This is a genomic window from Nakamurella flava (assembly GCF_005298075.1).
Classification (GTDB): domain Bacteria; phylum Actinomycetota; class Actinomycetes; order Mycobacteriales; family Nakamurellaceae; genus Nakamurella; species Nakamurella flava.
Map to the genome: position 1 here is coordinate 1,889,975 of NZ_SZZH01000001.1, position 25,454 is coordinate 1,915,428.

Here is a 25,454-nt window from a genome sequence, read left to right on the forward strand (position 1 = left end):
CCGCCAGCTAGCAAAGGCTGCCCTGACCTGCGCAAAGAGGCCCCGGATACGCGGACGGGGCCGCCGTGACCGGCGGCCCCGCACCCGGGGTGGATGACTCAGCCGATGGTGCTGACGTCGATGACCGCCCGGTAGCGGACGTCGCCGTCGACCACCTTGTCGTAGTACGCGGTGGCGTCCTGGGCGTCGATGACCTCGACGGTGGCCGTCACGCCGTGCTCGGCGCAGAAGTCGAGCATCTCCTGGGTCTGCGGCAGCCCGCCGACCATGGAACCGGCGAAGGCCCGCCGCTTGGTCAGCAGCGAGAACACCCCGACCTGTTGGGGCTTCGACGGCGCCCCGACATTGACGAGCGTCCCGCCCCGGCCGAGCAGGCCCAGGTAGTCGTCCAGCGGCAGGTCGGCGGACACGGTGTTGACGATGAGGTCGAAGTGCCCGGCCAGCTCCTCGAAGACCTTCTCGTCCTCGGTGGCGTAGTAGTGGTCGGCGCCGAACTTGCGGCCGTCCTCCTCCTTGGCCGCGGTCCGGCTCAGGACGCTGACCTCGGCGCCCATGGCGGCCGCGATCTTGACGGCGACGTGCCCGAGGCCGCCCATACCGATGACGCCGACCTGCTTGCCCGGACCGGCGCCGTAGCGCTGCAGGGGGTTGTAGGTGGTGATGCCGGCGCAGAGCAGCGGGGTGGCCGCGGCCGGGTCGAGCCCGTCGGGGATGCGCAGCACGAAATGCTCACGGACGACGACGCCCTGGCTGTAGCCGCCGTAGGTGGTGGCGCCGTCCTTGTCGTGGTCGCCGTAGGTCTGCACGACCCCCTGGTCGCAGAACTGCTCCTCGCCGTCCTTGCAGGCCTCGCACTCCAGGCAGGAGTTGACGAAGCAGCCGACGCCCACCCGGTCGCCGACGGCGAAGCGGGTGACCTCGTCGCCGATCTCCGCGACGGTGCCGACGATCTCGTGCCCGGGGACGAGGGGGAACTCCATCGGTCCCCATTCCTCGCGGACCTGGTGGATGTCGGAGTGGCAGATGCCGGCGAACTCGATGGCGATGCGGACGTCGTCCGGACGCAGATCGCGGCGCTCGATGCTGATGGTCTCGAAGGGCGCCCCGGCGGACGGAGCGGCCAGTGCGGTGACGGTGGTTGTCATGCCCCCCCAGTGCCCCCGCGGGGCAGTCGTCGAACGACCGATCGGCGTGACGCTGTCGTCAGGCGGTCGGCCGGTCCGGTGTCGGCAGACCGATGAGGGCCCGACGATCGGCGTGCCGGCGGATCGAGTCGGCGACGACGTCGGGATGGGCGGCGTAGCGCTCCAGATGCGCGGCTACCACGTCGCGCAGCGGCAGACGCTCGCCCCGGAAGATCCACTCGGCCCGGTCGGGGTCCGCCGGCCAGTCGAGGGCGGCGGCCACCGCCGGTTCCAGCGGGGCCCGCCGCTCCCCCAGGTACTCGCGGTCGGGGACGGCGAAGGCGTCGGGCCCGTCGGGCAGTCCGAGCGCGGCGAGGATGCGGCGGGCCTGGGCGGCCAGCAGGGCGTTCGTCGGGTGGGTGATGGTGAACAGCGCGTCCGGTCCCAGTTCGTCGAGGAGATCGCTGACGGGGACGTCGATGTCGTGCTCGCGACGGCGCAGCTCGGCCCGGGACGCGGCGGTGGTGCGGAGTACGGCCTCGGCCGATGGCTGCGGCCACCGGTCCACCGTCTGGTCGACCGACCAGCCGCGCGCAGCCGCGTCCAGGATGCGCAGATCGTGGTAGTCGGTCATCGGCGCGGTCACCCGGTGTCCGTCGCCGTCGTGGGCGTTGACCTGGTAAGGGAACGCCCGGGTGTCGAAGGCGACCGGGAACGTGACCAGGCGCGCATCGGCGGGCAGCAGCGCGGCCAGCTGGCGGGTGCCGCACCCGGGTGTGGCGTACTCGTCACGGATGGGTTGGCTGACCAGTGCGGCCGCGTCCGCGAGCAATTCGCGGACCCGCTGCACGTCGTCGGCGTCGGCCAGGAAAACCGGTGGCACGTCCACGATCTCGCACCCCGCGGCGGCCAGCGGGGCGCGCAGCAGGTCGGCGGTCGGGGCGGCCTGGCAGTTGCCCCAGACCAGCACCGGTCGACCCCCGGACGGCAATGGCAGCGGATGACGATCCATGAGCGGACCGTAGCCCCCCGGGTGGAGGTTTGGTCCCGCCGATGCCGGGACACCTCTTCACGGTGAGCGGCTACTACATCCACCACCACGGGCATGGGCACCTGCACCGGGCCGGCACCATCGCCCGGGCGGTCGCTCGCGCCCACGGGTCGGTGGTCACCGGACTGTCGAGCCGGACCCGTCCGGCCGGCTGGTTCGGGCCGTGGGTCCACCTGGCCGATGACGCCGAGCCGGTCGCCGGACCGCAACACAATCCGTCGGCGTTCGGGCGTCTGCACTACGTCCCGACCGGTCACCCCGGGTTGCGGGCGCGGGCGGCCACCATCTCGTCCTGGATCGCCGCCACCGCTCCGCGGGTGCTGGTGGTGGATGTGTCCGTCGAGGTCGCCCTGCTCGCCCGCCTGCACGGCGTTCCGGTCGTCTCCATGGGAATGCCAGGGTTCCGGCATGACGAGGCCCACGAGATCGGTTACGGCGTCAGCGATCTGATCGTCGGACCCTGGCCGGCCGCGGCCAGCCGCTGGTTGCACGGTGGCACCCCGGAGGATCGCCTCGTCGCGGTCGGCGCGATCAGCCGGTTCGCCCCGGCCGACGGCCCGGTCGACGTCCGACCGGGCAGCGTCGTGGTGCTCAACGGCACCGGAGCCGCGGCGTCCGATCCGACGGCGTTGTCCGCCGAACTCGTCGCCGCTGCCGACGCCGTCACCCCGGACTGGTCGCTGGAGTACCTGGCCGGGGCGGGCCACTGGGTCGAGGATCCTTGGTCCCGGCTGAGCACCGCCGAGGTGGTGGTGAGCCACTGCGGACAGAACGCGGTGGCCGAGATCGCGGCCAGCCGCCGGCCGGCGGTGCTGGTGCCGTCCGCCCGTCCCTTCGACGAACAGTGGGCGACCGCACGGGCCCTGCGGGAGCTCGACCTGCCCGCCGTCGTGCTGGATGCGTGGCCGGCTGCCGAGGACTGGGCGCAGGTGCTGACCCGGGCTGCGCGGCTGGACGGGGCGGACTGGGTCCGCTGGAACGACGGCCAGGGCGCCGACCGCGCCGCGGCGCTCATCGGTGCGGTGTCCAGCCCCGCCGGGTCGACCACGACGCCCGGCGGGAGGTGGTCGGTCGTCGACGGAGACGGCCACGACCACGACGCCCGGATCGCATGACGACGCTGCGGACGGCCGTCATCACCACGGCCCACGGTCGACACGAACATCTGCACCGCCAGCAGCAGGTCCTGCAGGCCCTGCCCGACCCGGCCGACATCCGGGTGGTGGTCGCCCTCGACGATCCCGGGATCGCGGACGTCCTGCAGTCCGCCGGGGCCGGTCCGTCGACGACCGTGGTGGACGGACCACGCGGCGACCACGGCCTGGCCGTCGGGGCCGGTCGGAACGCCGGGGCCGCCGCCGCCCGGACCGCGGGCGCCGAACTCCTGGTCTTCCTCGACGTCGACTGCCTGCCGGGGCCGGGCACCCTGGCCGCCTATCGGCGATCCGCCGCCGGCGCCCGCCGCGACGATCTGCTCGCCGGCGTCGTGGCCTACCTGCCGCCACCCCCACCGGAGGGCTACGACCTCGACCGGCTGGCCGATCATCCCGGCCATCCCGGCCGACCGATCCCGGCGCCCGGCGCCGAGATCCGGGGCGACGACCCCCGGTTGTTCTGGTCGCTCTCGTTCGCCGTGCGACCCGAGATCTGGGACCGGGTCGGTGGATTCGACGAGGACTTCGAGGGATACGGCGCCGAGGACACCGATTTCGCGTTCCGGGCCGACCGGGTCGGTGTCGGACTGACCTGGGTGGGCGGGGCCGAGGCCTACCACCAGTGGCACCCCAGCGGGTCGCCGCCGGTGCGTCACCTCGACGACATCCTGCGCAACGGTGAGCTTTTCGCCCGGCGATGGGGATTCTGGCCGATGGAGGGCTGGTTGCGACAATTCGCCGAGATGGGCCTCGTCCGGCCGACCACGGCGGTCGGCGGACCGGCCGATGGCACTGCGATCCATGGATGGGAGCGAACATGATGTGGCCGACGGCGGGATTCATCGATCAGCCGGGTCACCGGCCCATCGCGCGATCGATGGCGACCGTCCCCCCGTTACGCATCGCGATCCTGGGCCATTTCCGCCACGCCATCGCCGAACCGTTCCAGGGTGGTCTGGAGGCGCACACCGCCCTGCTGGCCGACGAACTGACCCGCCGCGGTCATGACGTGACCCTGCTCGCCAAGGAGGGCAGCGTCACCGCCGCCCGGCTGCGGCCGATCGTCCCGGCCGGTTTTCACTACGGCCCGCTGCCGGGCGAGACCATCGACCGGTCGGAGATGATGGCTGACGCCGCCCTGCTCGAGGCCATCCATGAGGTCGAGGACGAGGTCGACGTCGTCCTGAACAATTCGCTGTCCAAGGTCCCGTACCTGCACCTGGCCGATCGGCCGATGCTGACGGCGCTGCACACCCCCGCCTCGCTGGAACGGGTCGTCGAGGTCATCGCGGCCACCGACTGGCGACCGGGGCACCGGCACGTCTGGGCCGGGGTGTCGCGGACCACCAGCCGCGACTGGGCCCGGTGGCTGCCCGACGTCCGCTGCATCACCAACGGCATCGACCTGGCCCGCTGGGCCCCGCGGCCGGACGTCACCGCCCGGCCCCAGCACGCGGTCTGGTCCGGTCGTATCACTCCGGAGAAGGGCCTGGTACTGGCCATCGAGGCAGCCCAGTTGGCCGGGTGGAGCCTGTCGATCAGCGGTCCGGTCGCCGACCCGGTGTATTTCGCCGAACAGATCGCGCCGCGGCTGGACGAGAAGATCCGGTACGTCGGCCATCTGCGGCACACCGAACTGCCCGCCTTCCTGCAGTCGGGTTCGGTGTACCTCTTCACGCCCATGTGGCCGGAGCCGTTCGGGTTGGCGCTCGTCGAGGCCCTGGCCGGCGGCACCCCGGCCGCGGTCCTGCCCCAGGGCGCGGTCGCCGAAATCGTCGGCCGCCGAGGGGGTGTCATCGCCGCCGGGTGCACCGCGGTCGATCTCGCCGCCGCCCTGCCGCGGGCCGCGGAACTGGACCGCCGGGCGGTGGCCGCGTCCGTGGCCGGCTTCTCCAAGACCGCCATGGTCTCGGCCTACGAGCAGGTCCTGGCCGAGATCGCCACTGTCGACAGTGATCTGATACCGGTTCCGGTCTCCGCGCCGTCCCGGTCCCACGAGCGCACCACCGACCGGGAGAAGGAGTCCCCATGCCGATGAGTTCCGCCGAGGGCAAAGACTGGACGCGGGAGCGCATCCAGCAGCTGTCCGAGGACCCGATCACCGTCCTGGACATCGGTCCCGGAGTGGGCACCTACGCCAAGCTGCTGGCCGGGCCGAACCTGGCGCACATCACCGGTATCGAGATCTGGGAGCCCTACGTCCACACCTACCGGCTCAAGGAGTACTACGACGAGGTCATCGTCGGGGACGCCCGGGAAGTGGAGTTCCCCACCGTCGACGTCGTCGTCCTCGGGGACGTCGCCGAGCACATGAGCGAACCCGACGCGCTCCGGCTGTGGGAACGGGCCGCGGCGGCGGCCCGCCGCGCGGTCTACCTGTCGATCCCGATCGTGCACTACCCGCAGGGGCACATCGAGGGCAACCCGCACGAGCACCACGTGGTCGACGACTGGGACCACGACAGGGTTCTCGCGACCTTCCCGGGGATCGGCGAGTCGTGGCGGGGCACCGAGGTCGGCGTCTACGAGCGGCGGACCGACGGTGGCGGGACGGTCGAATCCGCCGCCTGACCGGGCCCTGACGGCCGGGCGGTCACCGCCCGGCCGGTTCCTGGCCGACGTACTTCAGTTCGTGCGCCAGATCGACCGGACGCGTCGGCCGGGGATCGGGACGGTCGCGGCCGCCGAACAGCCGGGCGGTCACCAGCTCCACGTCCAGGGCCAGCCGGTCGGCCCATCGTCGGCTCCGGGCCTGGGCCCGGGCCGGCACCAGTCGGCCGGTCGGCAGCTGCAGCGGACCCTCACGGTACGCGCGGTCGAGGAGATCCATGACCCCGGTGATCCGCGCCGGGGCGTGCAGAGTCAGCACCGCCAGCGCACTGGCCGCGACGTCCGCCGGCACCGGGCCGGCCTGGACGCGCGGATCGCCCAGCCGACCGGCTGTCTCGACGGCGGCCTGGATCGATGCCTCGTCCATGGCGACCAGCCAGACCCCGACGTCGGCGTCCCCGGCGAACGCCGCCCGGGCGGTGGCCAGCACCTCGACCGGGTCGCTGAACGCCAGCTCCACGACCACCGCCGGCCGCGCCCACTGGCCGCCGCCCCGGGCCTCCGGATCGGGCAGACGCTCGGCCAGGACGAGGGTCTCGGCGTTCTTCGCCGCCCGGCGGTCCGGCTCCGGACGGTCGGCCCAGTCGGGCCCGTCGTGCCAGGCGACCGCGTCCCGCACGTGGGCCAGGACGGCACCGGCGGTGTAGGCCCGGTGGGTGAGCTCCCAGTCCTCGCCGCCGTAGCCGCGGAACGACTCGTCGAAGCCGCCGATCGCACGGAACAGGTCCCGCGGCACCGCCAGCACCGCCGAGATGACGGCGCGGTAGCTGCGGCGGTCGACGTGCCGCAGGTCGGCGCTGGCGGCATACAGATCGAGCAGCCACTGCGGCTCGGTGAGCTCACGAGGAGCCGGACCGAGGCCCAGCAACCAGTCGGTGATGGCGGCGGGGGTCCAGCCGTCCAGGTCGGCGTGCCGGCGGCGGCCGACGGTGAGCGCGTCCGGGCAGAGAGCGGGCAGCCGGGTCAGCCGGGTCAGATAGTCCGGTTCGGGAACGGTGTCACCGTCGAGGAACACCAGGATCTCGCCGTCCGCGGCAGCGGCGCCCCGGTTGCGGGCGGCCGCGGCCCGGAACCCGTCCCGGTCCTGGCGCACCACCCGCCCGGAGATGCCGGAGCCGTCCAGCACATCCAGGGAGGGCGGTCGGTCGCTGCCGTCGTCGGCCACCACCACCTGCACCCGCGTCCGCGGATGGGTGGTGACGGTCAATGCCGCCAGCACCTGGTCCAGCCCCGCCTGGGCCTGGAAGTACGGGACGACCACACTGACCGTGGGCGGCTCGACCGGCTCGACTCCGGCCAGCAGGTCCCACCGATTGCCCGGTAGCGCGGTCACCGACGCTCCCCCGGTCGTCGTCACCGTGACCGGCGCAGGTGCCGCACACCCGGCGAAGTGCCGGTGGTAGAACGCCGTGACCTCGACCGTCGACGGCGGGGGGACGGCGTCGGCCGGCAGCCGCGTCCGGGCGGGATCGGCCAGGGCGGCGGCGATCTCGGCCCGCAACGCCCCCGGCCGATCGGCGTCGTAGAGGCGGACGCAGCCGGGGGTGCGCTGTTCCAGCTCGCGGGCGTACGGCGAGTCGGGGACCAACGGTCGCCGGCCGTGCGCGTTCCAGGTGCTGATGGACGCGGAAGCGGCGACCCGCCGATTCGGGGCCACCGGCACCGCAGCCGCGGCCAGGGCGGCGGCGAGGTCGCGGTCGGGGACGAAACCGGTGACCTGCAGGCGGTGGCCGGCCGCGGCCGCCCGCTCACCCAGGGCGGCTGGCAGGTCCTCGTGCCCGGCGGGCGGCCGGCCGAGCGCGACCAGATCGACCCCGGGTGGCAGTTCGTCGATGGTGTGCTCGTAGCCGCGGTCGGGGAAGACGAAGCCGAGCACGGCGACCGCCCCCGCCAGCCCGTCGGGCGGGGCGGCCCCGTCCGCCGGGTCGCCCGCCCGCTCCATGGGCAGCGGGATGCAGCGGATGCTGCGGGGGCCCGGCTGGACGGGTTCCTCGGTGCCGTCGGGGGCGCCGGCCAGCAGAGTGTCGAGCAGCGCGAGTTCGCGCCACGAGTTCACGACCACGCCGTCGGCCCGCCGGACCACCTCCCGGTAGGCCGACCGGCGCCGACGGTCCCGGCCGGGGTCACCGGTGCCGTCGGGCAGATCGTGCAGCGTCACCGACAGGGCGACGCCGCGTTCCCGCCACGGGTCGACCAGGGCGGCGAAGGCGGCGGCACTGTTGGGTGCGAGATCGCCGAACAGGCGGTCGGTGAACGGCAGGTGCACGAGCGTGCCCGTCTCCGGGCGCAGGTCGGCGATGTCGGCCGCGGTCGTCCCGCGTGCGAGCCGGTGACCGCAGGCCCGGGCGACCTGGACGGCGTGGCGGACGACTCCGTGCTCGTCCGGTCCGACGACGACGTGCGTGGCATCGGTCCAGGCGGTCGGGTTCACCGGGCCGCTCCGACGAGCCGCGCGTAGAGCTCCGCGTGCTGGCTTCGGATGGTCGCGGCCTCGGCCAGCCGGGCGCCGCGGTCGGCCGGGGCGGGCGGCGGCTCGGACGCCGCCCGGGCGACCGCCGTCGACAGGGACGCCGGATCGAACCCGGCGCGCTCGTCGTTGACGAAGAGGTGCACACGGTCCCACTGGTCGCGGTAGTGACCGCAGCTGGGGGCGACGACCGCGGTGCCGAGATCCCGGGCCAGCTCCAACCACCCGGAGTGAGTGCCCCACCGGTGCGGCAGCACGGTGACGTGGGCCCGTCGCAGGTACCGCTCCAGTTCCAGGTCGTCGAACCGGTCGTGGACCGCGATCTCCAGGCCCGGACCGGGCTGCAGGCCGGCGAGCCGGGGATCGTCGACGACGTCCGGATGCATGTCGACCCGCAACCGGCCGCCCCCGGCGACCGCACCGGCAGCGGCCGCCGTCACCAGTTCCACCGGGTCGATGAGATTGCGCCGCAACGACTTCAGATGCAGGGCCACCAGACCGGGCTCGGTGTCGACGTCCGCCGTGCGGTCGGCGTCGACCAGGCTGGGGTGCGCGATGACCTGGGCGCGGCGCCCCCACCGGGAAGCGATCTCGTCGGCCGCGCCGTCGGTGAGGGTGACGACGGCGGCGGCCCGGGCGAACAGCGCGTCCAGCACGTCGGCGTGGGGGGCCGGGTCGACGTGATGCGGGTTGCGCAGATCGTGCGCGGTGAGGACCAGCGGGACGCCCGCCGTGTCCAGGGCGTCGGCCCAGCGCTCGGCCGCGGCGCGGTCGAGATGGTCGAATCCGAAGTGCAGGTGGACCAGGTCGGCGCTCCCGGCCCACTGCGGGACCGACGCCGCTTCCAGGTACGGGTCCGGTTCCCACCCGCGCACCCGGTCGATGGCGACCGGACGCACCCCGTCCGGGCGGACGGTCTCGACGTAGGGGTGCCGGGCGGGCACGGTGACGACCCGCAGGCCGGCGGTGGGCGCGACGGGCCCCACGGTCGGTCCGGCGGCGGTCGAATCGGCGGCGGTGGTGCGGGACGGCATGCTGGGGCTGTACCCCGCCGCCCGGTCGGTCAGTGCTTGACCACGGCCAGCATGTCGCGCAGGGACGCGGTCGGCAGGTACGCCCGGGTGATGGCGATGCCGATGCGCGGCAGGTCGCCCTCGTCCCGGAACGTCATCAGCATCGGCGACAGGCGTGGCTGGAACTTGGCCTTGAACGCGTGCAGCGAACGGAACCCGTAGACCGGTTCCAGGGTCTCGCCCAGGGTGCCGAGGAACTTCTCGATGGCCGAGCCGTGTTCCTCCTCGCCGTCCGAGCGGGCCAGCGGCGCCCCGGACAGCGACACGAACTGCGCACCCTGGGCCTTGAAATGCAGGCAGGACGAGGCGATGAGGAACTCCATCGCATTGCGGAAACCGCCGTCGGCCCGGCGCATCAGATCCAGGGTCCACCCGGCGATGTCGCCGCCTTCGGCGTACACCGGCATCCAGGACGTGACGCCGTGCAGCTTGCCGTCGGCGTCGACGGCCAGGCCGACCTTGACCTCCGGGTCGAGGGCCTCGGTGACCCCGCCGAGGGTGAAGCCCATCTCGGGCAGTTCCTTGTCGCCCAGCCACTGCTGCGAGAGGTGTTCGACCTGGCGCACCATCGCCCACGGCTCGTCGGACAGGGTGACCATGCGGAAGGTGATGCCCTCCTTGGCCCCCTTGTTGAGCGCGGTGCGGATGTCCTGCCACTTCTTGCCCTTGAACTCCAGGGGCGGCAGGTCGATGAGGTTGTCCTCGGCCACCTGGACGTGCTGCCAGCCCAGCCCGTCGGTGACGTCGGAGGTCAGGCGCGAGCAGGAGAAGAAGTACGGGATGAGCGACGCCTGCTCGCACATCGTCAGGAACTCGCCGATCGCGGGCGCCGTAGAACCGGGCGGTCCGATGGGGTCACCGAGGACGACAGCCACCCCGGCGTGTTTGCGGAACGCCAGGTACGACTGTCCGTCGGCGGTGATGAAGTGCCGGTTCTCCGGCCACGTCGTCATCCACGACAGGGGGCTGCCGCCCCACTGCCGCAGCAGTTGCCTGGCCATCTCGGGGTGCGAGGTGCCGCTGGCCTGCCGACGGGTCGATTTCCGGGGGACCTTGAACGCCGATCGGGCGGCGATGAGCATCGCCAGGTAGCCGCCGAAGATGACCGCCGCGGCGATGAGTTCCGGAATGCCGTCGACCTGCGCGTCCGGGTCGTCCAGCGCTCCGACGATCTCCAGGAAGAGCAACAGCGCGAAGACGGCGGCGACGGCGAGCAGCGGGATGGATGCGACCACCACCGCGACCCACCAGGCCCACCGGTAGCCGCGGCGCAGGCCGTTGGCGATGAGCAGCGCGATGACCAGGTACGGCAGCAGGTAGTACCAACTCCAGTCGTCGTCGTCGGTCATGCCGAACGGCGTCAGGTGCGACGGGAGGAAGTTGGCCAGCACGTTGGCGACGGCCAGCACGATCAAGGCGACCATGGCGATCAGCCGGATCTCGTGACGGGTGGGCAGCGCCCGTGCCTTGAGCGCACGCGGTCCGGCGAGCCGGCTGGAGAACGGCAGACTCAGGGCGACGGCGACGAAGTGTTCGGCGTCGGCCATCTGCCCGACGAAGATGATCGAGAAGACCACGTAGGTCCAGATGACGATGCGCAGCCGTAGCCGCCACGGCGGGCGCACGGTGGCCGAGGCGATGCCGAGCACGGCGAGCATGCCGGCCGAGAACCCGACGTCCGTCTCGGTGGCCCGGGTGGCCGCCCATTCCCACTGGGAATTGCGGAAGACGTAGAACACCAACGCGGTGACCAGGACCGCGACGATCTGGTAACCGAAGCACAGCAGTGCGGTCCGCCGGGTGCCGAGCTTCCATTCCGCGAAGCCGGTGAGGACGGCGAAGAAACCGACGACGAAGATGTAGTAGATCGGGTTCAGGGCGAAGAAGCAGCCCCACAGCAGGGACAGCCAGTTGCCGTCCTGCAACGCCGGCAGCCCGTAGCCGACCGTCGGGAAGAACGATTTCTCGTCGACCGGCGTCCACAGAGTGCCGAACCCGATGGCCAGGGCCAGCGTGATGACGACGTAGGTGGCCGTGAACGGCACCCGTCGAGCCAGTCTGGCCAGCGTCGCCCCGGTCCGGGCCAGCGCACCGGGTGGGGCGTCGTCGGCTGGCGTCTGCGGTGCAGGCGGCTCCGACGTCGTTCCCGGGGTCGTCCCAGGCGTCACAGTGGTCTCCACCGGGGGAACGCTAACGGCCCGATGGCCGAAAAGCCCTCGGATCGCGAATCCTTCACCGTCTTGGGACACCCGACCGGGGCCGTCGGGGCCGGGTGGTGATCCGGGCGTCCGTGAGGACCAGGGGTGCCCAGCTGGGGGCCGGCCGCCGTCCGTGGCCGGGATCCACCCCGATGATCCGCCGGCCACCGATCTCGGTGGTGACGTGCCGCCGCACCGGGTCCTCCACGGTGACGATGCCCGGTCGGTCGGTCAGGTCGCTGCGGTACTGCCGTCCGGTGGTGAAGTCGACGGTACTGCTGTGGCCGTGGACCTGATGGAAAGGGGCCGGAGCGGAGCTGGCGGCCCACGACGGCAGCAGCTCGTCGGGCGCCGAGGCCCAGAAGGGACCGGCGGACGGGTCGACCTCCCCGGTGAGCATCACCCCGGGCCGGAAGAGCGACGAGTGGCGCAAACCCCGCACCAGTCCGTTGAGGGCGGCAGCTGCCGCGGTGGCGTCGGCGGGCAGCCCCAGCAGGTGCCGCCAGAATCCTTCTGTCAAGCCGGCGTGGGTGATGAGCCAGTCGCCGTCCGGTGTGGCGACGGCGGCCGCGACGCCCATGCGCCCGGAGTGCCACCAGCCGTAGATCGTTTCGATGTCGTCCTCGTCGAGGCGCTCGGGCCAGTGGAACATCGGTGGGGCCAGGTACTGGGCCTCGTGGTTGCCGGCCAACTGGATCCACTGCTCGGGTTGGGCGAGCTGGATGCGGTCGACCAGGGCGATGGCGCCCGGGCTGTCCGGCCCCCGGTGGATGAGGTCGCCGACCTGGATGACGGTGAGGTCGTCGGGGAGCCGCCCGGTCCGTTCGTCGAATCCCAGATCGATGAGGGCATGCCGCAGTTCGTCCGCGTGGCCGCCCACATCCCCGATGACCGCCACGCGGCCGGTCGATCCAGCGACGGCCTCCGGCTCCGCGGAGCGGAGCGCCGGGGGCGCTGGTCGCGGTGGGTACGCGGTCATGCCGGGCAGTGGACCACACCGCAGCCGGCGCATCGTCCGTGATGTCCCACCGGCGGGTCGTGTCCACCGGGTCGGGGCAACCGGTCAGGGAGGCGGGAGCGACCGCGCATGGTCGAGACCGACGCGGACGTACCGTTGCAGCGCCGTTGGGTCGGCGATGGCGCTGGGGGCGACGTCCATCCAGCCGACCAGCTCGCGGCCACGCATCACCATGGGCTCCATTCCGGGCTCGGCCGCGTACTTCTCGGTGTCCTCCGGGGGAACCCGCAGCAGCAGTCCGCCCCGGCCACTCACCGCCATGGCCATGCGGCCGTGGACGAGGAACGCCAGCCCGCCGAACATCTTCTTCTCCGTGATCGCGGGCTCGCCCTCGAGGAGCTCCCGGATGCGCTCGGCCAGTTCCAGGTCGTAGGCCATGAACTGCAGTATCGCCCCGGACACCAGCATTCGGCCGGGATGGCGGGGCCGCGGTGACCGGTTCCGCCGGTCCTTCTAGGGTCTGGGCGTGCCGCACTCCGAGCCGACCCGGATCTTTCTCAATGCGCGCGTCTTCACCGGGACCGGAGAGGACGACTGGGCAGCGGCCTTTCGCGTCACTGCGGGCCGGTTCGATCGCGTGGGCGCGACGGCGGAGGTGATGGCCGACCGACCCGATGACTGCGAGATCGTCGACCTCGGCGGGGCGACGGTGCTGCCGGGGCTGCTCGACGTCCACAGTCATCCGGCGTTCCTCGCGGCGCTGGCGGACTCGACGCTGTGCTTCCCGCCCGCCGTGACCTCGCTGCGGGGGCTGGTGGAGCACCTGCGGGGAAACAGCGGGATCGGGCAGGGACCCGACGTCTGGATCGAGGGATTCGGTTACGACGAGTCGGCGTACCCGGAGAGGCGCGGACCGACGGCCGACGATCTCGATCAGGTCAGCCCGGACCAGCCGGTCTTCGTCCGCCGATGCGACGGGCACTCGGCGGCCGCGAACCACCGGGCCCTGGAACTGGCCGGGATCACCGCCGCCACCCCGGACCCGCCCGGAGCCCGTTTCGGGCGCGACGCCGCCGGCCGCCCCGATGGCCGGCTCATCGAGTCGGCGGCGACCGCCGCGGTGGCCCGGGTCGTCCCGCCACGAAGCTCGGCGGACCGTGCCCAGGATCTGGCCGGACTCGACTGTCACTTCCTGTCCCGGGGGATCGTCGGCGTGGCCGACCTGTGGGCCACCATGGTCCCGGAGCCGTTGGCCACCTTCCGCGCGGCCGAGGACCGCGGCCTGTCGGTGCAGTGCGCCCTGTACTACCCGTGGCCAGAGATCGTCGCGGCCGGACTGCAGGAGATCGGCGCGGACCAGCGGGCCGGCCGGATGCAGATCGCCGGAGCCAAGCTGTTCCTGGACGGCGCCTATTCCAACCGCACGGCCTGGACGGAACGCCCCTACCCCGGGTCCTGCGATCACGGACTGCGCACCGCGTCTGATGCCGACCTGCACGCCGCGGTCGCCTGGGCTCGTCGCAACCGGTTGCAGGTGGCCATTCACGCCATGGGGGATGCCGCCATCTCGCACGTCCTCGATCTGTTCGCCGACGTCGAGCCCTGGCTGACCGGGATGCCGTCGATCCGCATCGAACACGCCACCCTGTTCTCCCCCGCCATGCTCGACCGCCTCACGGCCGGCCGGATGCGATTCGGCGTCGTCAGCCACGCCATCTTCCTGTATGCCGAGATCGACGCCTATCGCGACAATCTCGACACCGAACAATTCGCCATCGCCTACCCGCTGCGCTCCTTCTTCGAACAGGTCGGGGATGCCGCGCTGGCGTCCGACGTTCCGGCCACCGCCTGGGCGGACGCCGACAACGTCTTCCTCTCGGTGCAGGCGGCCGTAAGCCGTCGGGCCCACGACGGCACCGACATCGGCCAGCCGCAGGCGGTGACGGTGCCGCAGGCCCTGCTGCTGTACACGGGGCGCGCCCGCACCCTCGCTCCCCTGCAAGACGTCGGCCTGATAGCGCCCGGATACGAGGGCAGCTTCGTGATCCTCGACCGGGACGTGTTCACCGTTCCGGTCGCTGACATCGCAGCCACCCGGGTGGTCCAGACCTGGCTGGCCGGGCGGCTGGCGTACGACGCCGAGGCGAGCACCCCGACAGGCTCGTGACGCCGCCGGCCCGCCGGAGGGTTTCTCCGACGGGCCGGGTGCTCAGGAGGACGCTGTGGTCAGTCCTCCGACTCCCGCTTGGCCTGGTCGGCCAGCGGACGGTTCGCGACGATCGGGTACGCACCGGTGAACCCGGAGCGCTCCTCGGCGATCGCGGTGATGCGGTCGCGGCACAGGAACCAGCCGAGGACCAGCAGCGGCACGATGATGACCAGCGAGCCGATGGTGTAGGTACCGACCGGGTAGTCGAAGCCGATCAGCACGAGCACCGCGAGCAGGAACGCCAGCGTCAGGTACGAGGTGAACGGCGCCCCGAACAGCCGGAACGACGGCCGCTCCAGCAGGCCCTTGTCGGCCCACTGCTTGAGGCGGATCTGACACAGCATGATGGTGGCCCAGCTGGCCAGGATGCCGATCGAGGCCACGTTCAGCACGATCTCGAACGCCTCGGACGGCACGATCGCGTTCAGCCCCACCCCGAGCAGGGTCACGACGGCGGTGATGGCGATGCCGCCGTAGGGCACGCCGGCCTTGTTCATGCGGCCCGCGTACTTCGGTGCCGACCCGGCCTTGGACATCGAGTGCAGGATGCGGCCGGTCGAGTACAGGCCGGCGTTGAGCGACGAGAGCGCCGCGGTCAGGACGACCAGGTTCATGATGACGTCGACGCCGTTGATGCCGATCGACGAGAAGAACGTGACGAACGGCGAGACCCCGGCCTGATAGGCGTTGTAGGGCAGCAAGAGCACCAGCAACAGCACGGACCCGACGTAGAACAGCGCGATCCGCCAGATGACCGTGTTGATCGCCTTGGGCATGACCTTCTCGGGGTTCTCGGTCTCCCCCGCCGTCGTCCCGATCAGTTCGATGGCGGCGTAGGCGAAGACGACGCCCTGGATGATCACGAACGCGGGCAGGATGCCGTTGGGCAGCCAGCCGCCGTTGTCGGTGATCAGCGAGAAGCCCACCTGCTGGCCCTCGATCGGCGTGCCGAAGATGACGAAGTAGGTGCCCACGAGCAGGAAGGCGACCAGCGCCGCCACCTTGATGAGCGCGAACCAGAACTCCATCTCACCGAACACCTTGACCGAGACCAGGTTCAGGCTCAGCACGATCACCAGGCCGAGCAGCGCCCACACCCACTGCGGCACCGAGTTGATGAAGGTGGAGTACTTGCCGAAGAACTTCATGTAGAGCGCCACGGCGGTGACGTCGACGATGGAGGTCATCGCCCAGTTCAGCCAGTACAGCCACCCGGCGGTGAAAGCGGCCTTCTCGCCGAAGAACTCGCGGGCGTACGAGACGAACGAGCCCGACGACGGCCGGTGCAGCACGAGCTCGCCCATGGCCCGCAGCACGAGGAAACCGAAGAAGCCGCAGATCGCGTAGATGAACACGAGCGCCGGCCCGGCCTGCGCGAGCCGACCGCCGGCCCCGAGGAACAGGCCGGTACCGATCGCGCCGCCGATGGCGATCATCTGGATCTGCCGGGCCTTGAGGCCCTTGTGGTAACCCGCTTCCTCCTCGGAGAAGATCTCCTTGAGGTGGGTTTCGGTCGCCTGCGGCGACGGCTGGTGGTAGCGGTGGTGCTCGCCGGGTCCGGTGGGCCCGGCAGGACCGGTGGACGTCGTCATGGAATGACCCTTTCGCGGGACGGGGGGAACGGGACGGGCGATCCGGGCGGGTGGGCGCCGTCAGGCAGCCCACCGGTGGATCACCGATGGCCTCCCGCGACGGCGCGGTGGGGGCAGCTGCGGCTTTCCCGGGGGTGGGTCGCTGCCGCAGTGACGCGTGGAACCAGAGGGGTTCGGATCAGGAAGTCAGGAGAACAGGTGCGGTACGACCGTGGCCGCCCCGACGGGGCGACCACCGCCCAGTACGACGTCCGCGGGCAGGTCGACATCGATGCCGAGCCGGCCGAGTGCGGCCTTGATCAAGGGCAACCGGGCGCGGTGCGCGCCGTCGGAGATCTTGAACGCGGCGGCGCGACCGTCGGGCAGGGCGAAAGCCTGCACCCCGTCGGCGCCGAGCTTGACCAGGATGCCGGGCACCGCGGTCATCACCTGGGTGTCGGGTGAGTGGGTGCCGCCCACCAACCAGGGGTGCGCCCGCATGGCGTCGGCCACCCGTCGTTCCGGCGACCCGACTGGACCGGTGACCAGCGCGGCGAAGCCGCGGGCCAGCGCGACCAGGTCCGTGGCGAACACCGGCGCGCCACACCCGTCCACCCCGACCGCCGACGGCTCGGCACCGGTCAGCCGGGTGACGGTCGCACGGACCGCGATCTGCAACGGGTGGTCGACGGCCAGGTACCCGACGGTCGGCCAGCCCTTGACCAGGCAGGTGCGCAGCATCGCCGCGTGCTTGCCCGAGCAGTTCATCAGCAGCTTGCGGCTGGGTACGCCGGCGAGAACCGCCGCGTCACGGGCGCTCTCGTCTTCCGGCCGGTCCGCCGGACAGCCCAGGTCGTCCTCGGACAGCCCGCCACCGGCGAGGATCCCGAGGATCCGCTCGACGTGACCCGCCTCGCCCGCGTGCGACGCCGCGGCCACCGCAAGGTCGCCGCCGTCGAGCGTCAGACCGGTTTCGAGCATGGCGGTCGCCTGGAACGGCTTGGCGCAGGAGCGGTGGAACACCGGTCGGCTGACGTCGCCGACCTGGTCGAGCACGGTGCCGTCCGCGTCCAGGATGACGAGCGCGCCGTAGTGGCTGTTCTCGTGCACCCCGGAACGGTGCACCCGGACGAGTTCGACGTCACCACTCGGAGCGCCCGCGGAGTGGGGGCCTCCCGGGCCGGCAGTCGGGGCGCCGGCCCGGGAGGAGTCGGTGGTGGCGCTCACTGGCTCGCCGGCACGGGGCGGACGGCTGCGTCGAGCAGGGCGTCGATGGCCGCACGGTCAAGCAGACCGCGGGACTCGACGATCTCGGCCACCCCGCGACCGGACAGCAGTGCCTCCTGGGCGACCGCGGTGGCGTTCTCGTAGCCGATGACCGGGCTGAGTGCGGTGACCAGGCCGATGGAGTCGGCGACCCGGGAGCGCAGCAGGTCGGCGTTGGCGGTAATGCCGTCGACGCACTTCTCGGCCAGCACGACGGCCGCGCGGGCCAGGTGCTGGAGGCTGGCGAACAGCGAGTGGGCGATGATCGGCTCGAACGCGTTGAGCTGCAGCTGCCCGCCCTCGGCGGCCAGCGTGACGGTGACGTCGTTGCCGATGACCTCGAAGGCGACCTGGTTGACGACCTCCGGGATGACCGGGTTGACCTTGCCCGGCATGATCGACGATCCGGCCTGCCGGGCGGGCAGCACGATCTCGTTGAACCCGGCCCGCGGACCGGACGACAGCAGCCGCAGGTCGTTGCAGATCTTGGACAGCTTGACGGCGACCCGCTTGAGCACACCGGACAGCTGGACGAAGTGCCCGACGTCCGAGGTGGCCTCGACGAGATCGGTGGCCGAGACGAGGGTTTCGATGCCGGTGATCGCGCGCAGCTCGGCCAGCGCCCGGGCGCGGTACTCGGGGTGCGCGTTCAGCTCGGTGCCGATCGCGGTTCCGCCGAGGTTGATCTCGTGCAGCAGCAGCCGCGCCTCGCGCAGCCGCTGCCGGTCCTCGGTGAGCGTGGCGGCGAAGGCTGCGAACTCACGGCCCAGCGTCATGGGGACGGCGTCCTGCAGCTGGGTCCGCCCCATCTTGACGACATCGGCGAACTCCTGCCCCTTGCGGGCGAACGATTCGACCAGCACGCCGAGCGCCGAGTCGAGGCGGACGACATACGCGTCGAGGGCGATGTTGACCGCGGTCGGGTACACGTCGTTGGTGCTCTGACCGAGGTTGACGTCCTGCAGCGGGTGCAGGTGGGCGTAATCCCCACGCTCGTACCCCAGAAGCTCCAGGCCCCGGTTGGCCAGGACCTCGTTGGCGTTCATGTTGGTCGACGTGCCGGCGCCGCCCTGGATCATGTCGACGACGAATTCGTCGTGCAACCGGCCCGCCCGGATCTCCTCCGCCGCCGCGATGATCGCGTCGGCCTTGGCCGGGTCGAGGACGCCGATCGCCTTGTTGGCGGTGGCGGCGGCCTGCTTGACGGCGGCCAGGGCGTTGACGAACGAGGGGTAGATGCCGAGCCGGATCCCCGAGATCGGGAAGTTGTCCACCGCGCGGGCGGTGTGGACCCCGTAGTAGGCCTCGGCGGGGACCTCGAGGTCGCCCAGCAGGTCGTGCTCGGAACGCGTGGTGGTCATGTCACCTTCCCGGCGGTGGGCCTGCGGATCGGTCCAGGCTGTCAAGTGGTCTTGCTGTCCAGCTGTCTGACAGGTGAACCATAAGAGAACCGTGAGAGTGCGTCAACGCCTTGGTGCGCCCCGTCACACTCTTTCGAGTCTCCCCAGGTCAGAGGGCTTTGGGCCGGTCTCTCGGCTACTCTGCACGCATGGACCCGTCGGACAGCTGGACAAGCGGACGGCCCGAGTTCGCCCGGGTGTCGGCCGCCGAAGCCGTGCTCGCCGACCTCCGGAACGCCATCGAGAAGGGCGAACTGGCCGTCGGCACCCGCCTGCCGTCCGAGGCCGCCCTGGCCGCCCGGTACGGCGTCAGCCGCTCGGTCGTGCGGGAGGCCCTGCGGTCCTGCGAGACCCTGGGACTGACCCGCACCCAGACCGGACGCGGCACGTTCGTCATCGCCGACCACGTCGCCACCGACCTGACGGTGGGCGAGTTCTCCAGTCGCGAGATCGCCGAGGCCCGGCCGCACGTCGAGATCCCGGCCGCCGGGCTCGCCGCACGGCACGGCAGCGAAGCCGTCCGCGCCGAGATCCGCCGGCTGGCCGACGAGATGAACCGGGTCACCGATCCCCCGCGCTGGGTCAAGCTCGACGGCGAATTCCACGCCGCCATTGCGCGGGCCGGCAACAACCGGCTGATCGCCGCCTGGCAGGCCACCATGCGCGCCGCACTGCTGCGGCAGTCCGAGACGCTCAACCTGGTCGCCCGCCGCCGGGACGCCGCCAACACCGAGCACGCGGCCATCGTCACCGCCATCGAGGCCGGGGACGCCGACCGCGCGGAGGCCGCCATGGCCGAGCACCTGGATCGGGTCCGCGAGGCGTTGGAGCGGCTGCGCGGCTGAGGCGTGGTCACGGTCACACAGCCACCGGATGACGGAATGCCTGACCCCGGTGGACGTTCGACCCGTACATGACTTCCTTGTTCGATCCGATCACCGTCGGCGGTCTCACCGTCAAGAACCGCATCTGGCTCTCCCCCATGTGCCAGTACAGCGTGGAAAAGCAGGACGGTGTACCCACCGACTGGCACCTGGTGCACCTGGGCGCCCGCGCGGTCGGCGGGTTCGGCCTGCTGTTCACCGAGGCCACCGCGGTGCTGCCCGAGGGTCGGATCAGCCCGCAGGACACCGGCCTGTGGAACGACGAGCAGGTCGCCGCCTGGCGCCGCATCGTCGACTTCGTCCACGCCCAGGACGCCGCGATCGGCGTGCAGTTGGCCCATGCCGGCCGCAAGTCCTCCACCTACACGGCGTGGCTGGGCAGCGGAACCGTGCCGGTCGACCAGGGCGGCTGGACCCCGCAGGGCCCCTCGCCGCTGGCGTTCGGCGACTACGCCCAGCCGGCCGAGCTGACCGTCGACCAGATCGCGGACGTGGTGACCGGTTTCGCCGACGCCGCCGATCGGGCCGCGGCCGCCGGCTTCGACGCCGTCGAGATCCACGCCGCCCACGGGTATTTGCTGCACGAGTTCCTGTCCCCGCTGGCCAACCAGCGCACCGACGGCTACGGCGGTTCGTTCGAGAACCGGAGCCGGCTGGTGCTGGAGGTCGTCGACGCGGTACGGGCCCGCTGGACCGGCCCGGTGGTGGTCCGCATCTCGGCCACCGACTGGGTCGACGGCGGCTGGGACGTCGCCCAGAGCGTGGAGCTGGGCGAACGGCTGCGGGAGCGTGGCGTCGACCTGATCGACGTCTCCTCCGGTGGCCTGGACCCGGCCCAGCAGATCACCGTGGGTCCCGGCTACCAGGTGCCGTTCGCCCGGGACGTCCGGACCAAGGCCGAGATCCCCACCGGGGCGGTGGGTCTGATCACCGAGCCGGCCCAGGCCCAGCAGGTCCTGGACGAGGGCTCGGCCGACGTCGTACTACTGGCCCGGGCCGCTCTGCGCGAGCCGAGCTGGCCGGTGCGCGCCGCCTTCGAGCTGGGCCTGCCGGCCACGAAGGACCCCTTGCCGAAGCAGTACGAGCGGGGCGCCTACCGCCGGGCCCACTGAGGCGTGGTCACAGCCAGCCGTTCTCGTCGGCCACCCGGACCGCCTCGGCCCGGGTGTGGGCCGAGGTCTTGCCGATCGCGGCCGAGAGATGGTTGCGGACGGTGCCTTCGGACAGGAACAGCCGCTGCGCGATGTCGCTGACCGGGGCGCCGTCCCGGGCGGCCAGCAGCACGTCCCGTTCCCGACCGGAGAGCGGTGACGCGCCGACGGTCATCGACTCGGCCGCCAGCTCCGGGTCGATGACCCGCAGGCCCGAGTGCACCCGGCGGACCGCGTCGGCCAGCAGATCGGGGCTGGCGTCCTTGACCAGCAGTCCGGACGCCCCGGCCTCCAGCGCCCGACGCAGGTAGCCGGGCCGGCCGAACGTCGTCACGATCAGCACCCGGCAGGTCGGCACCTGAGCACGGATGGCCGCGGTGGCACTGAGACCGTCCAGGCCGGGCATCTGCACGTCCAGCAGGGCGACGTCGGGCTGCAGCTCGACCGCGAAGGCCACCGCGTCGTCGCCGGTGCCGACCGAGGCGACCACCTGCAGATCGGGTTCGAGTTCCAGCAGCGCCGCCAGGGCGCCGCGGATGAGCGCCTGGTCGTCGGCCAGCAGCACCCGGATCGGCGTGCTCACCGGGCCGCCGCCAGCTCGGCGCGGACCACGGTGCCGCGGGGTTCACGGCGGGCCACCGTGAGCCGTCCACCCGCTTCGGTCAGCCGGCCGTCCAACCCGGCCAGTCCCGATCCCGTCGCGCTCCGTTCGTCCAGACCCCGCCCGTCGTCGGCGATCTCAACCCAGTTGGGGCCCAGATCGATCCGGCACGCGGACGCCTGGGCGTGGCGCACGACGTTGGTCACCGCCTCGCGCACCACGAAGCCGAACAACTCCCGGCCGTCGGCCCGGACGTTGTCCACCGCGGACGGGAGGTCGGCGGCGACCCCGGCCGAGTCCAGGACCGCCCGGGCGACGGCCAGTTCGCCGGCCAGGGTCACCGCGCGGACGCCCTGGGCGGTGGCCCGCACGTCCTTGATCGCGCTGCGGGCCAGGTCCTCGATCTCGGTCAGTTCGGCCGTGGCCCGTTCCGGGGCGATGGGCACCAGCTTGCGGGCCAGCCCGGCTTTGACGCTGATCGCGGTGAGCGAGTGGCCGAGGATGTCGTGCAGGTCGCGGCCGATGCGTTCGCGCTCGGCGGCCACCGCGGTGCGGGCCAGCTGCTCCCGCGTGGCGTACAGCTCGCGGGTCAGCCGGATGTTGCCGGCGAACCCCATCATCCACAGGGTGACCGCGATCTGGACCCCGGCGAGCTCCCAGCTCGCGCCGTCCGGCGACGACCACGAGGTGCCGACGATGACCGCCGCGACCGCGAAAGCCACCGTCAGCGACCACTTCCGGGGCAGCAGCAGTCCCCCGGCGACCGACGGGAAGATCAGCATCGACGCGGCGCCGGGGCCGATGACGAGCATCTGCACCCCGAACAGCAGGGCGGTCACCGCGACGTATCCGGCGGCCGTGCGGGTCGGCAGGCCGTCGTGCACCAGGCCGGCCGGACCGATGGCGTACCAGACCATCGCGACCACCATCAGAACGGTGGCGACGACCTTGGTCGACACCGGGGCCACCGCCTGCCAGACCCCGGTGAGGTAGAAGACCGGGAAGACCAGGGCGACCAGGGACCCGAAGACCCACTCCCTGGACCCGGGGGTCCAGCGCCATCCCGTGCGTTCGAGCAGCGCGGTCGTCCTGGCCTGCGTCATGGTCGGATTCTCCCCTGTCCTCAGGACCGCTTGCCGCTGCGCCGATAGGCGGCCACGCCGATCGCCCCGAGCCCCACGGTCCAGGCGGCCAGCACGCCGATGCCCTGCAGCGGGACCCCGCCGCCGGCCAGCACGGTGCGGCCGATGTCGGCGACCCAGTAGGCCGGGGTGTACTCGGCCAGCTGCTGGAACGTGGCCGAGAACTGGGTGACCGGCACCCACAGGCCACCGAGGATGGACAACCCCAGGTAGAAGATCATCGTCACCGGCTGCACGGTGTCGGGCTTGACCATCGAGCCGATGGCCAGACCGATGACGGCGAACGGGATGGTGCACAGCCACAGGGCCAGCCCGGTCAGCAGCCAGGTCGTCGCCGACAGCTGGACGTGCCCGATGGTCGCGCCGAGCAGGAACACCAGCACGATGGGCGGGATCGCGACCAGCAGGGCCACCGCGCACTTGCCGACGAGGTAGCCGGGGCCGGGCAACGCCGACAGCCGCAGCTGGCGGTTCCAGCCGGCCTGCCGTTCCAGGGCGACCCGGGCGCCGGAGTTGAGGCTGCCGCCGATCGCGCCGTAACAGGCCATCGACACCATCAGGTAGGCCCCGGCGGTGAGCGTCGAACCGTCCCCCGCGTCCTGGGTGCCGTAAAGGCTGTTGAACAGCAGGTACATCGCCACCGGCAGGATCGCGGTGAAGACCAGGAAGGCGGGGTTGCGGACGGCTCCCCAGGCGGACAGGGCACTGAACCGCAGTGTCATGGCGACGGGTCCGCGGGCGGCGGTGGCGCTTTCGCGGTGCACGGTGGTGGTCATCGCTGTTCTCCGATCAGGGTGAGGAACGCGGCCTCGAGAGTGGGCTGGACGACCTCGATGTCGTGGGCGTCGGGGTGGCGGGACAGCAGGGCGCGCAGGGTGTCGTCGGAGCTGGCGGTGCGGACCGACAGGCGGCCGCCGACCGGCTCGACCGCGGTGGCCCCGGGCAGATCCGCCAGGCTCTGCGGGTCGGCCCCGGGGACGACCGCCGAGACCGTCCGGCCGACCGTCCCGGCCTTGAGCTGGGCGCCGGTCCCGTCGGCGACCACGGCCCCGTCGGAGACGACGACGATGCGGTCGGCGAAGTCGTCGGCCTCCGGCAGGTAGTGGGTGGCGAACAGGACCGTGCGCCCCTGGGCGGCGAAAGACCGCATGGCCGCCCAGAACTCGCGGCGCACCTCGACATCCATGCCGACGGTCGGCTCGTCGAGGACGATGAGGTCCGGGTCGGGAACGAGGGCCAGGGCGAACCGGACCCGCTGGGCCTGACCACCGGACAGGTTCTGGGTCTTGCGCTTGGCCAGATCGGCGATGCCCGCCCGCTCCAGCACCTCGCCGATCGGCAGCGGGTGCGGCTGCAGGCCGGCGAACAGCAGGACCAACTCGCGGACGGTGAGATCGGGCAGCAGCGCGCCGGCCTGCAGCATGGCCCCGACCCGGCCGGCCGACACCGCCTGCTGCGGCGCCGCCCCGAACAGCCGGGCGGTGCCGCTGTCCGGGGTGGTCAGCCCGAGCAGCATGTCGATGGTGGTCGACTTGCCGGCGCCATTGCGGCCGAGCAGGGCGACGACCTCGCCGGGAGCGATGTGCAGGCTCAGGTCACGGACGGCGCGGACGGTGCCGAACGACTTGCTGACGCCGGTCAGGCGGACGGCGGCCCCGTCCGGCGCGGCCAGGGAATCAGAGCCCTGGATCGGTGCGGTGGAAGTCATGCGATGAGCTTCGGCCGAACGGCGGGCCCGTGCCTCGGCCGACTGTCATCGACCGACCATGACATCCGTCAGGGGTGGTCGGGCACCTCCACCACCTCGACCGCCCGGGCGTGCTCACACAACGCGGCCAGGTGCTCGGGCGGGGTGCGGGAATCGGTGAAGACGACGTCGAAGTCGGCCACCGCGCCGAGTTTGTGCAGGGCGATGCGGCCGAACTTGGTGTGGTCGAGCAGCAGGTAGCGCTTGCTGGCGATGCGCAGCATGGCCTGCTTGAGCGAGACCACCCGAGGTTCCTGATGGAACACGTAGGGCCCCGAGATGGCCGACGTGGACAGGAATGTGGCATCGACCCGGATCGAGGCGATGGCGTCCTCACACATCAGCCCGACGAACGCGTCGTGCTGCGGGTCGTAGTCACCGCCCAGGGCCATCAGCCCGACGTTGTCCAGGGTCACCAGTTCCTTCATCGCGGCCAGGAAGTTGGTGGCGATGCGCAGCGGCGCGACATCCCGCAGGTGCGGCACCATCTGCAGCACGGTGGTCGAGTCGTCGAGCACGATGGCCATGCCCGGTTCCACCAGTTCGGCCGCCCGGGCCGCGACCGCCTGCTTCTCCGCCAGTGCGGCGTTGTGCCGGTAGTTGACGCTGGCCTCGAATACCCCGGACGGCTGGGCGGTGGCTCCGCCGCGGGACTTGCGCAACACCCCGCGACGCTCGAGCTCGTCGAGGTCGCGGTGGATGGTCATGACGCTCACCGCGAACTGCTCGGCCAAATCGGCGGCCTTGACGCTGCCGTGGTCGACCACCAGGCGCTCGATCTCGGCCTGCCGCTGGGTGCGGTCCAGGGGGCGGCTGGTGGTCACCGCCTGATTGTCGTCCCTCACCGG

General features: G+C 71.9%; 22 protein-coding genes. 7 read left to right on the forward strand and 15 right to left on the reverse strand.

Annotated features, from left to right (window positions below; all coding sequences use genetic code 11):
• Positions 1-98: 98 nt before the first annotated feature.
• Positions 99-1,145 (reverse strand): NAD(P)-dependent alcohol dehydrogenase, encoded by a 1,047-nt coding sequence (locus FDO65_RS08495; protein WP_137448891.1) that lies wholly within the window; start codon positions 1,143-1,145, stop codon positions 99-101.
• Between the two features lie 58 nt (positions 1,146-1,203).
• Positions 1,204-2,136, reverse strand: a complete 933-nt coding sequence (locus FDO65_RS08500; RefSeq protein ID WP_137448892.1) for a WcbI family polysaccharide biosynthesis putative acetyltransferase — start codon at positions 2,134-2,136, stop codon at positions 1,204-1,206.
• Positions 2,137-2,177: 41 nt separating this feature from the next.
• On the opposite strand from FDO65_RS08500, the gene FDO65_RS08505 reads away from it, so the two are divergent.
• The 4 genes from FDO65_RS08505 to FDO65_RS08520 are packed head-to-tail and all read left to right on the forward strand — an operon-like array spanning position 2,178 to position 5,900.
• On the forward strand, positions 2,178-3,290 hold the full coding sequence (locus tag FDO65_RS08505) for a glycosyltransferase (RefSeq protein WP_137448893.1): 1,113 nt from the start codon (positions 2,178-2,180) through the stop codon (positions 3,288-3,290).
• Positions 3,287-4,150 (forward strand): glycosyltransferase family 2 protein, encoded by an 864-nt coding sequence (locus tag FDO65_RS08510; protein WP_205849856.1) that lies wholly within the window; start codon positions 3,287-3,289, stop codon positions 4,148-4,150. The genes FDO65_RS08505 and FDO65_RS08510 overlap by 4 nt, the downstream gene beginning before the upstream one ends.
• 56 nt (positions 4,151-4,206) lie before the next feature.
• Complete coding sequence (locus tag FDO65_RS08515) at positions 4,207-5,367, forward strand: glycosyltransferase (protein ID WP_166442093.1); 1,161 nt, start codon at positions 4,207-4,209, stop codon at positions 5,365-5,367.
• Entirely contained in the window at positions 5,358-5,900 is a 543-nt protein-coding gene (locus tag FDO65_RS08520; RefSeq protein ID WP_137448895.1) for a class I SAM-dependent methyltransferase, read from the forward strand. The genes FDO65_RS08515 and FDO65_RS08520 overlap by 10 nt, the downstream gene beginning before the upstream one ends.
• A 22-nt stretch (positions 5,901-5,922) precedes the next feature.
• On the opposite strand, the gene FDO65_RS22485 is transcribed toward FDO65_RS08520, so the two are convergent.
• The 5 genes from FDO65_RS22485 to FDO65_RS08545 form a co-directional block, all read right to left on the reverse strand.
• Positions 5,923-8,370, reverse strand: coding sequence for a glycosyltransferase family 2 protein (locus FDO65_RS22485; RefSeq protein ID WP_205849857.1), 2,448 nt, complete (start codon positions 8,368-8,370; stop codon positions 5,923-5,925).
• Positions 8,367-9,440: a glycosyltransferase family protein gene (locus FDO65_RS08530; RefSeq protein WP_137448896.1), complete on the reverse strand. Its 1,074-nt coding sequence runs from the start codon at positions 9,438-9,440 to the stop codon at positions 8,367-8,369. Before FDO65_RS08530 ends, FDO65_RS22485 begins: the two co-directional genes overlap by 4 nt.
• A 29-nt stretch (positions 9,441-9,469) precedes the next feature.
• Positions 9,470-11,659 carry a bifunctional lysylphosphatidylglycerol flippase/synthetase MprF gene (locus FDO65_RS08535; RefSeq protein ID WP_205849858.1) on the reverse strand — a complete coding sequence of 730 codons (2,190 nt, stop codon included), beginning with the start codon at positions 11,657-11,659 and terminating at the stop codon, positions 9,470-9,472.
• Between the two features lie 52 nt (positions 11,660-11,711).
• The gene (locus FDO65_RS08540) at positions 11,712-12,656 is read right to left on the reverse strand and encodes a metallophosphoesterase (protein WP_137448897.1); all 945 of its coding nucleotides are present in this window, start codon (positions 12,654-12,656) and stop codon (positions 11,712-11,714) included.
• An 84-nt stretch (positions 12,657-12,740) separates the two neighbouring features.
• Positions 12,741-13,073, reverse strand: coding sequence for a TfoX/Sxy family protein (locus tag FDO65_RS08545; RefSeq protein WP_137448898.1), 333 nt, complete (start codon positions 13,071-13,073; stop codon positions 12,741-12,743).
• Positions 13,074-13,161: 88 nt separating this feature from the next.
• Here FDO65_RS08545 and FDO65_RS08550 point away from each other — a divergent pair, with 88 nt between their 5' ends.
• Positions 13,162-14,802, forward strand: a complete 1,641-nt coding sequence (locus FDO65_RS08550; RefSeq protein ID WP_137448899.1) for an amidohydrolase — start codon at positions 13,162-13,164, stop codon at positions 14,800-14,802.
• 59 nt (positions 14,803-14,861) lie between these two features.
• On the opposite strand, the gene FDO65_RS08555 is transcribed toward FDO65_RS08550, so the two are convergent.
• From FDO65_RS08555 to FDO65_RS08565, 3 genes are all read right to left on the reverse strand, one after another.
• Complete coding sequence (locus tag FDO65_RS08555; protein WP_137448900.1) at positions 14,862-16,436, reverse strand: amino acid permease; 1,575 nt, start codon at positions 16,434-16,436, stop codon at positions 14,862-14,864.
• 186 nt (positions 16,437-16,622) lie between these two features.
• On the reverse strand, positions 16,623-17,540 hold the full coding sequence (locus tag FDO65_RS08560) for an asparaginase (RefSeq protein ID WP_420847533.1): 918 nt from the start codon (positions 17,538-17,540) through the stop codon (positions 16,623-16,625).
• Positions 17,541-17,638: 98 nt separating this feature from the next.
• Entirely contained in the window at positions 17,639-19,042 is a 1,404-nt protein-coding gene (locus FDO65_RS08565; RefSeq protein WP_137448902.1) for an aspartate ammonia-lyase, read from the reverse strand.
• Positions 19,043-19,230: 188 nt separating this feature from the next.
• On the opposite strand from FDO65_RS08565, the gene FDO65_RS08570 reads away from it, so the two are divergent.
• Both FDO65_RS08570 and FDO65_RS08575 read left to right on the forward strand, forming a co-directional pair.
• Positions 19,231-19,926, forward strand: coding sequence for a FadR/GntR family transcriptional regulator (locus FDO65_RS08570; RefSeq protein ID WP_137448903.1), 696 nt, complete (start codon positions 19,231-19,233; stop codon positions 19,924-19,926).
• A gap of 68 nt (positions 19,927-19,994) precedes the next feature.
• The gene (locus FDO65_RS08575; protein ID WP_137448904.1) at positions 19,995-21,077 is read left to right on the forward strand and encodes an NADH:flavin oxidoreductase/NADH oxidase; all 1,083 of its coding nucleotides are present in this window, start codon (positions 19,995-19,997) and stop codon (positions 21,075-21,077) included.
• A gap of 7 nt (positions 21,078-21,084) precedes the next feature.
• Here FDO65_RS08575 and FDO65_RS08580 read toward each other — a convergent pair whose 3' ends face one another.
• The 5 genes from FDO65_RS08580 to FDO65_RS08600 form a co-directional block, all read right to left on the reverse strand.
• The gene (locus tag FDO65_RS08580) at positions 21,085-21,699 is read right to left on the reverse strand and encodes a response regulator transcription factor (protein ID WP_137448905.1); all 615 of its coding nucleotides are present in this window, start codon (positions 21,697-21,699) and stop codon (positions 21,085-21,087) included.
• The gene (locus FDO65_RS08585) at positions 21,696-22,820 is read right to left on the reverse strand and encodes a sensor histidine kinase (RefSeq protein WP_137448906.1); all 1,125 of its coding nucleotides are present in this window, start codon (positions 22,818-22,820) and stop codon (positions 21,696-21,698) included. The genes FDO65_RS08580 and FDO65_RS08585 overlap by 4 nt, the downstream gene beginning before the upstream one ends.
• A 20-nt stretch (positions 22,821-22,840) precedes the next feature.
• Positions 22,841-23,635, reverse strand: coding sequence for an ABC transporter permease (locus tag FDO65_RS08590; protein WP_137448907.1), 795 nt, complete (start codon positions 23,633-23,635; stop codon positions 22,841-22,843).
• Positions 23,632-24,567 (reverse strand): ABC transporter ATP-binding protein, encoded by a 936-nt coding sequence (locus tag FDO65_RS08595; RefSeq protein ID WP_137448908.1) that lies wholly within the window; start codon positions 24,565-24,567, stop codon positions 23,632-23,634. The genes FDO65_RS08590 and FDO65_RS08595 overlap by 4 nt, the downstream gene beginning before the upstream one ends.
• 68 nt (positions 24,568-24,635) lie before the next feature.
• Entirely contained in the window at positions 24,636-25,430 is a 795-nt protein-coding gene (locus FDO65_RS08600; RefSeq protein ID WP_137448909.1) for a DeoR/GlpR family DNA-binding transcription regulator, read from the reverse strand.
• Positions 25,431-25,454: the final 24 nt, after the last annotated feature.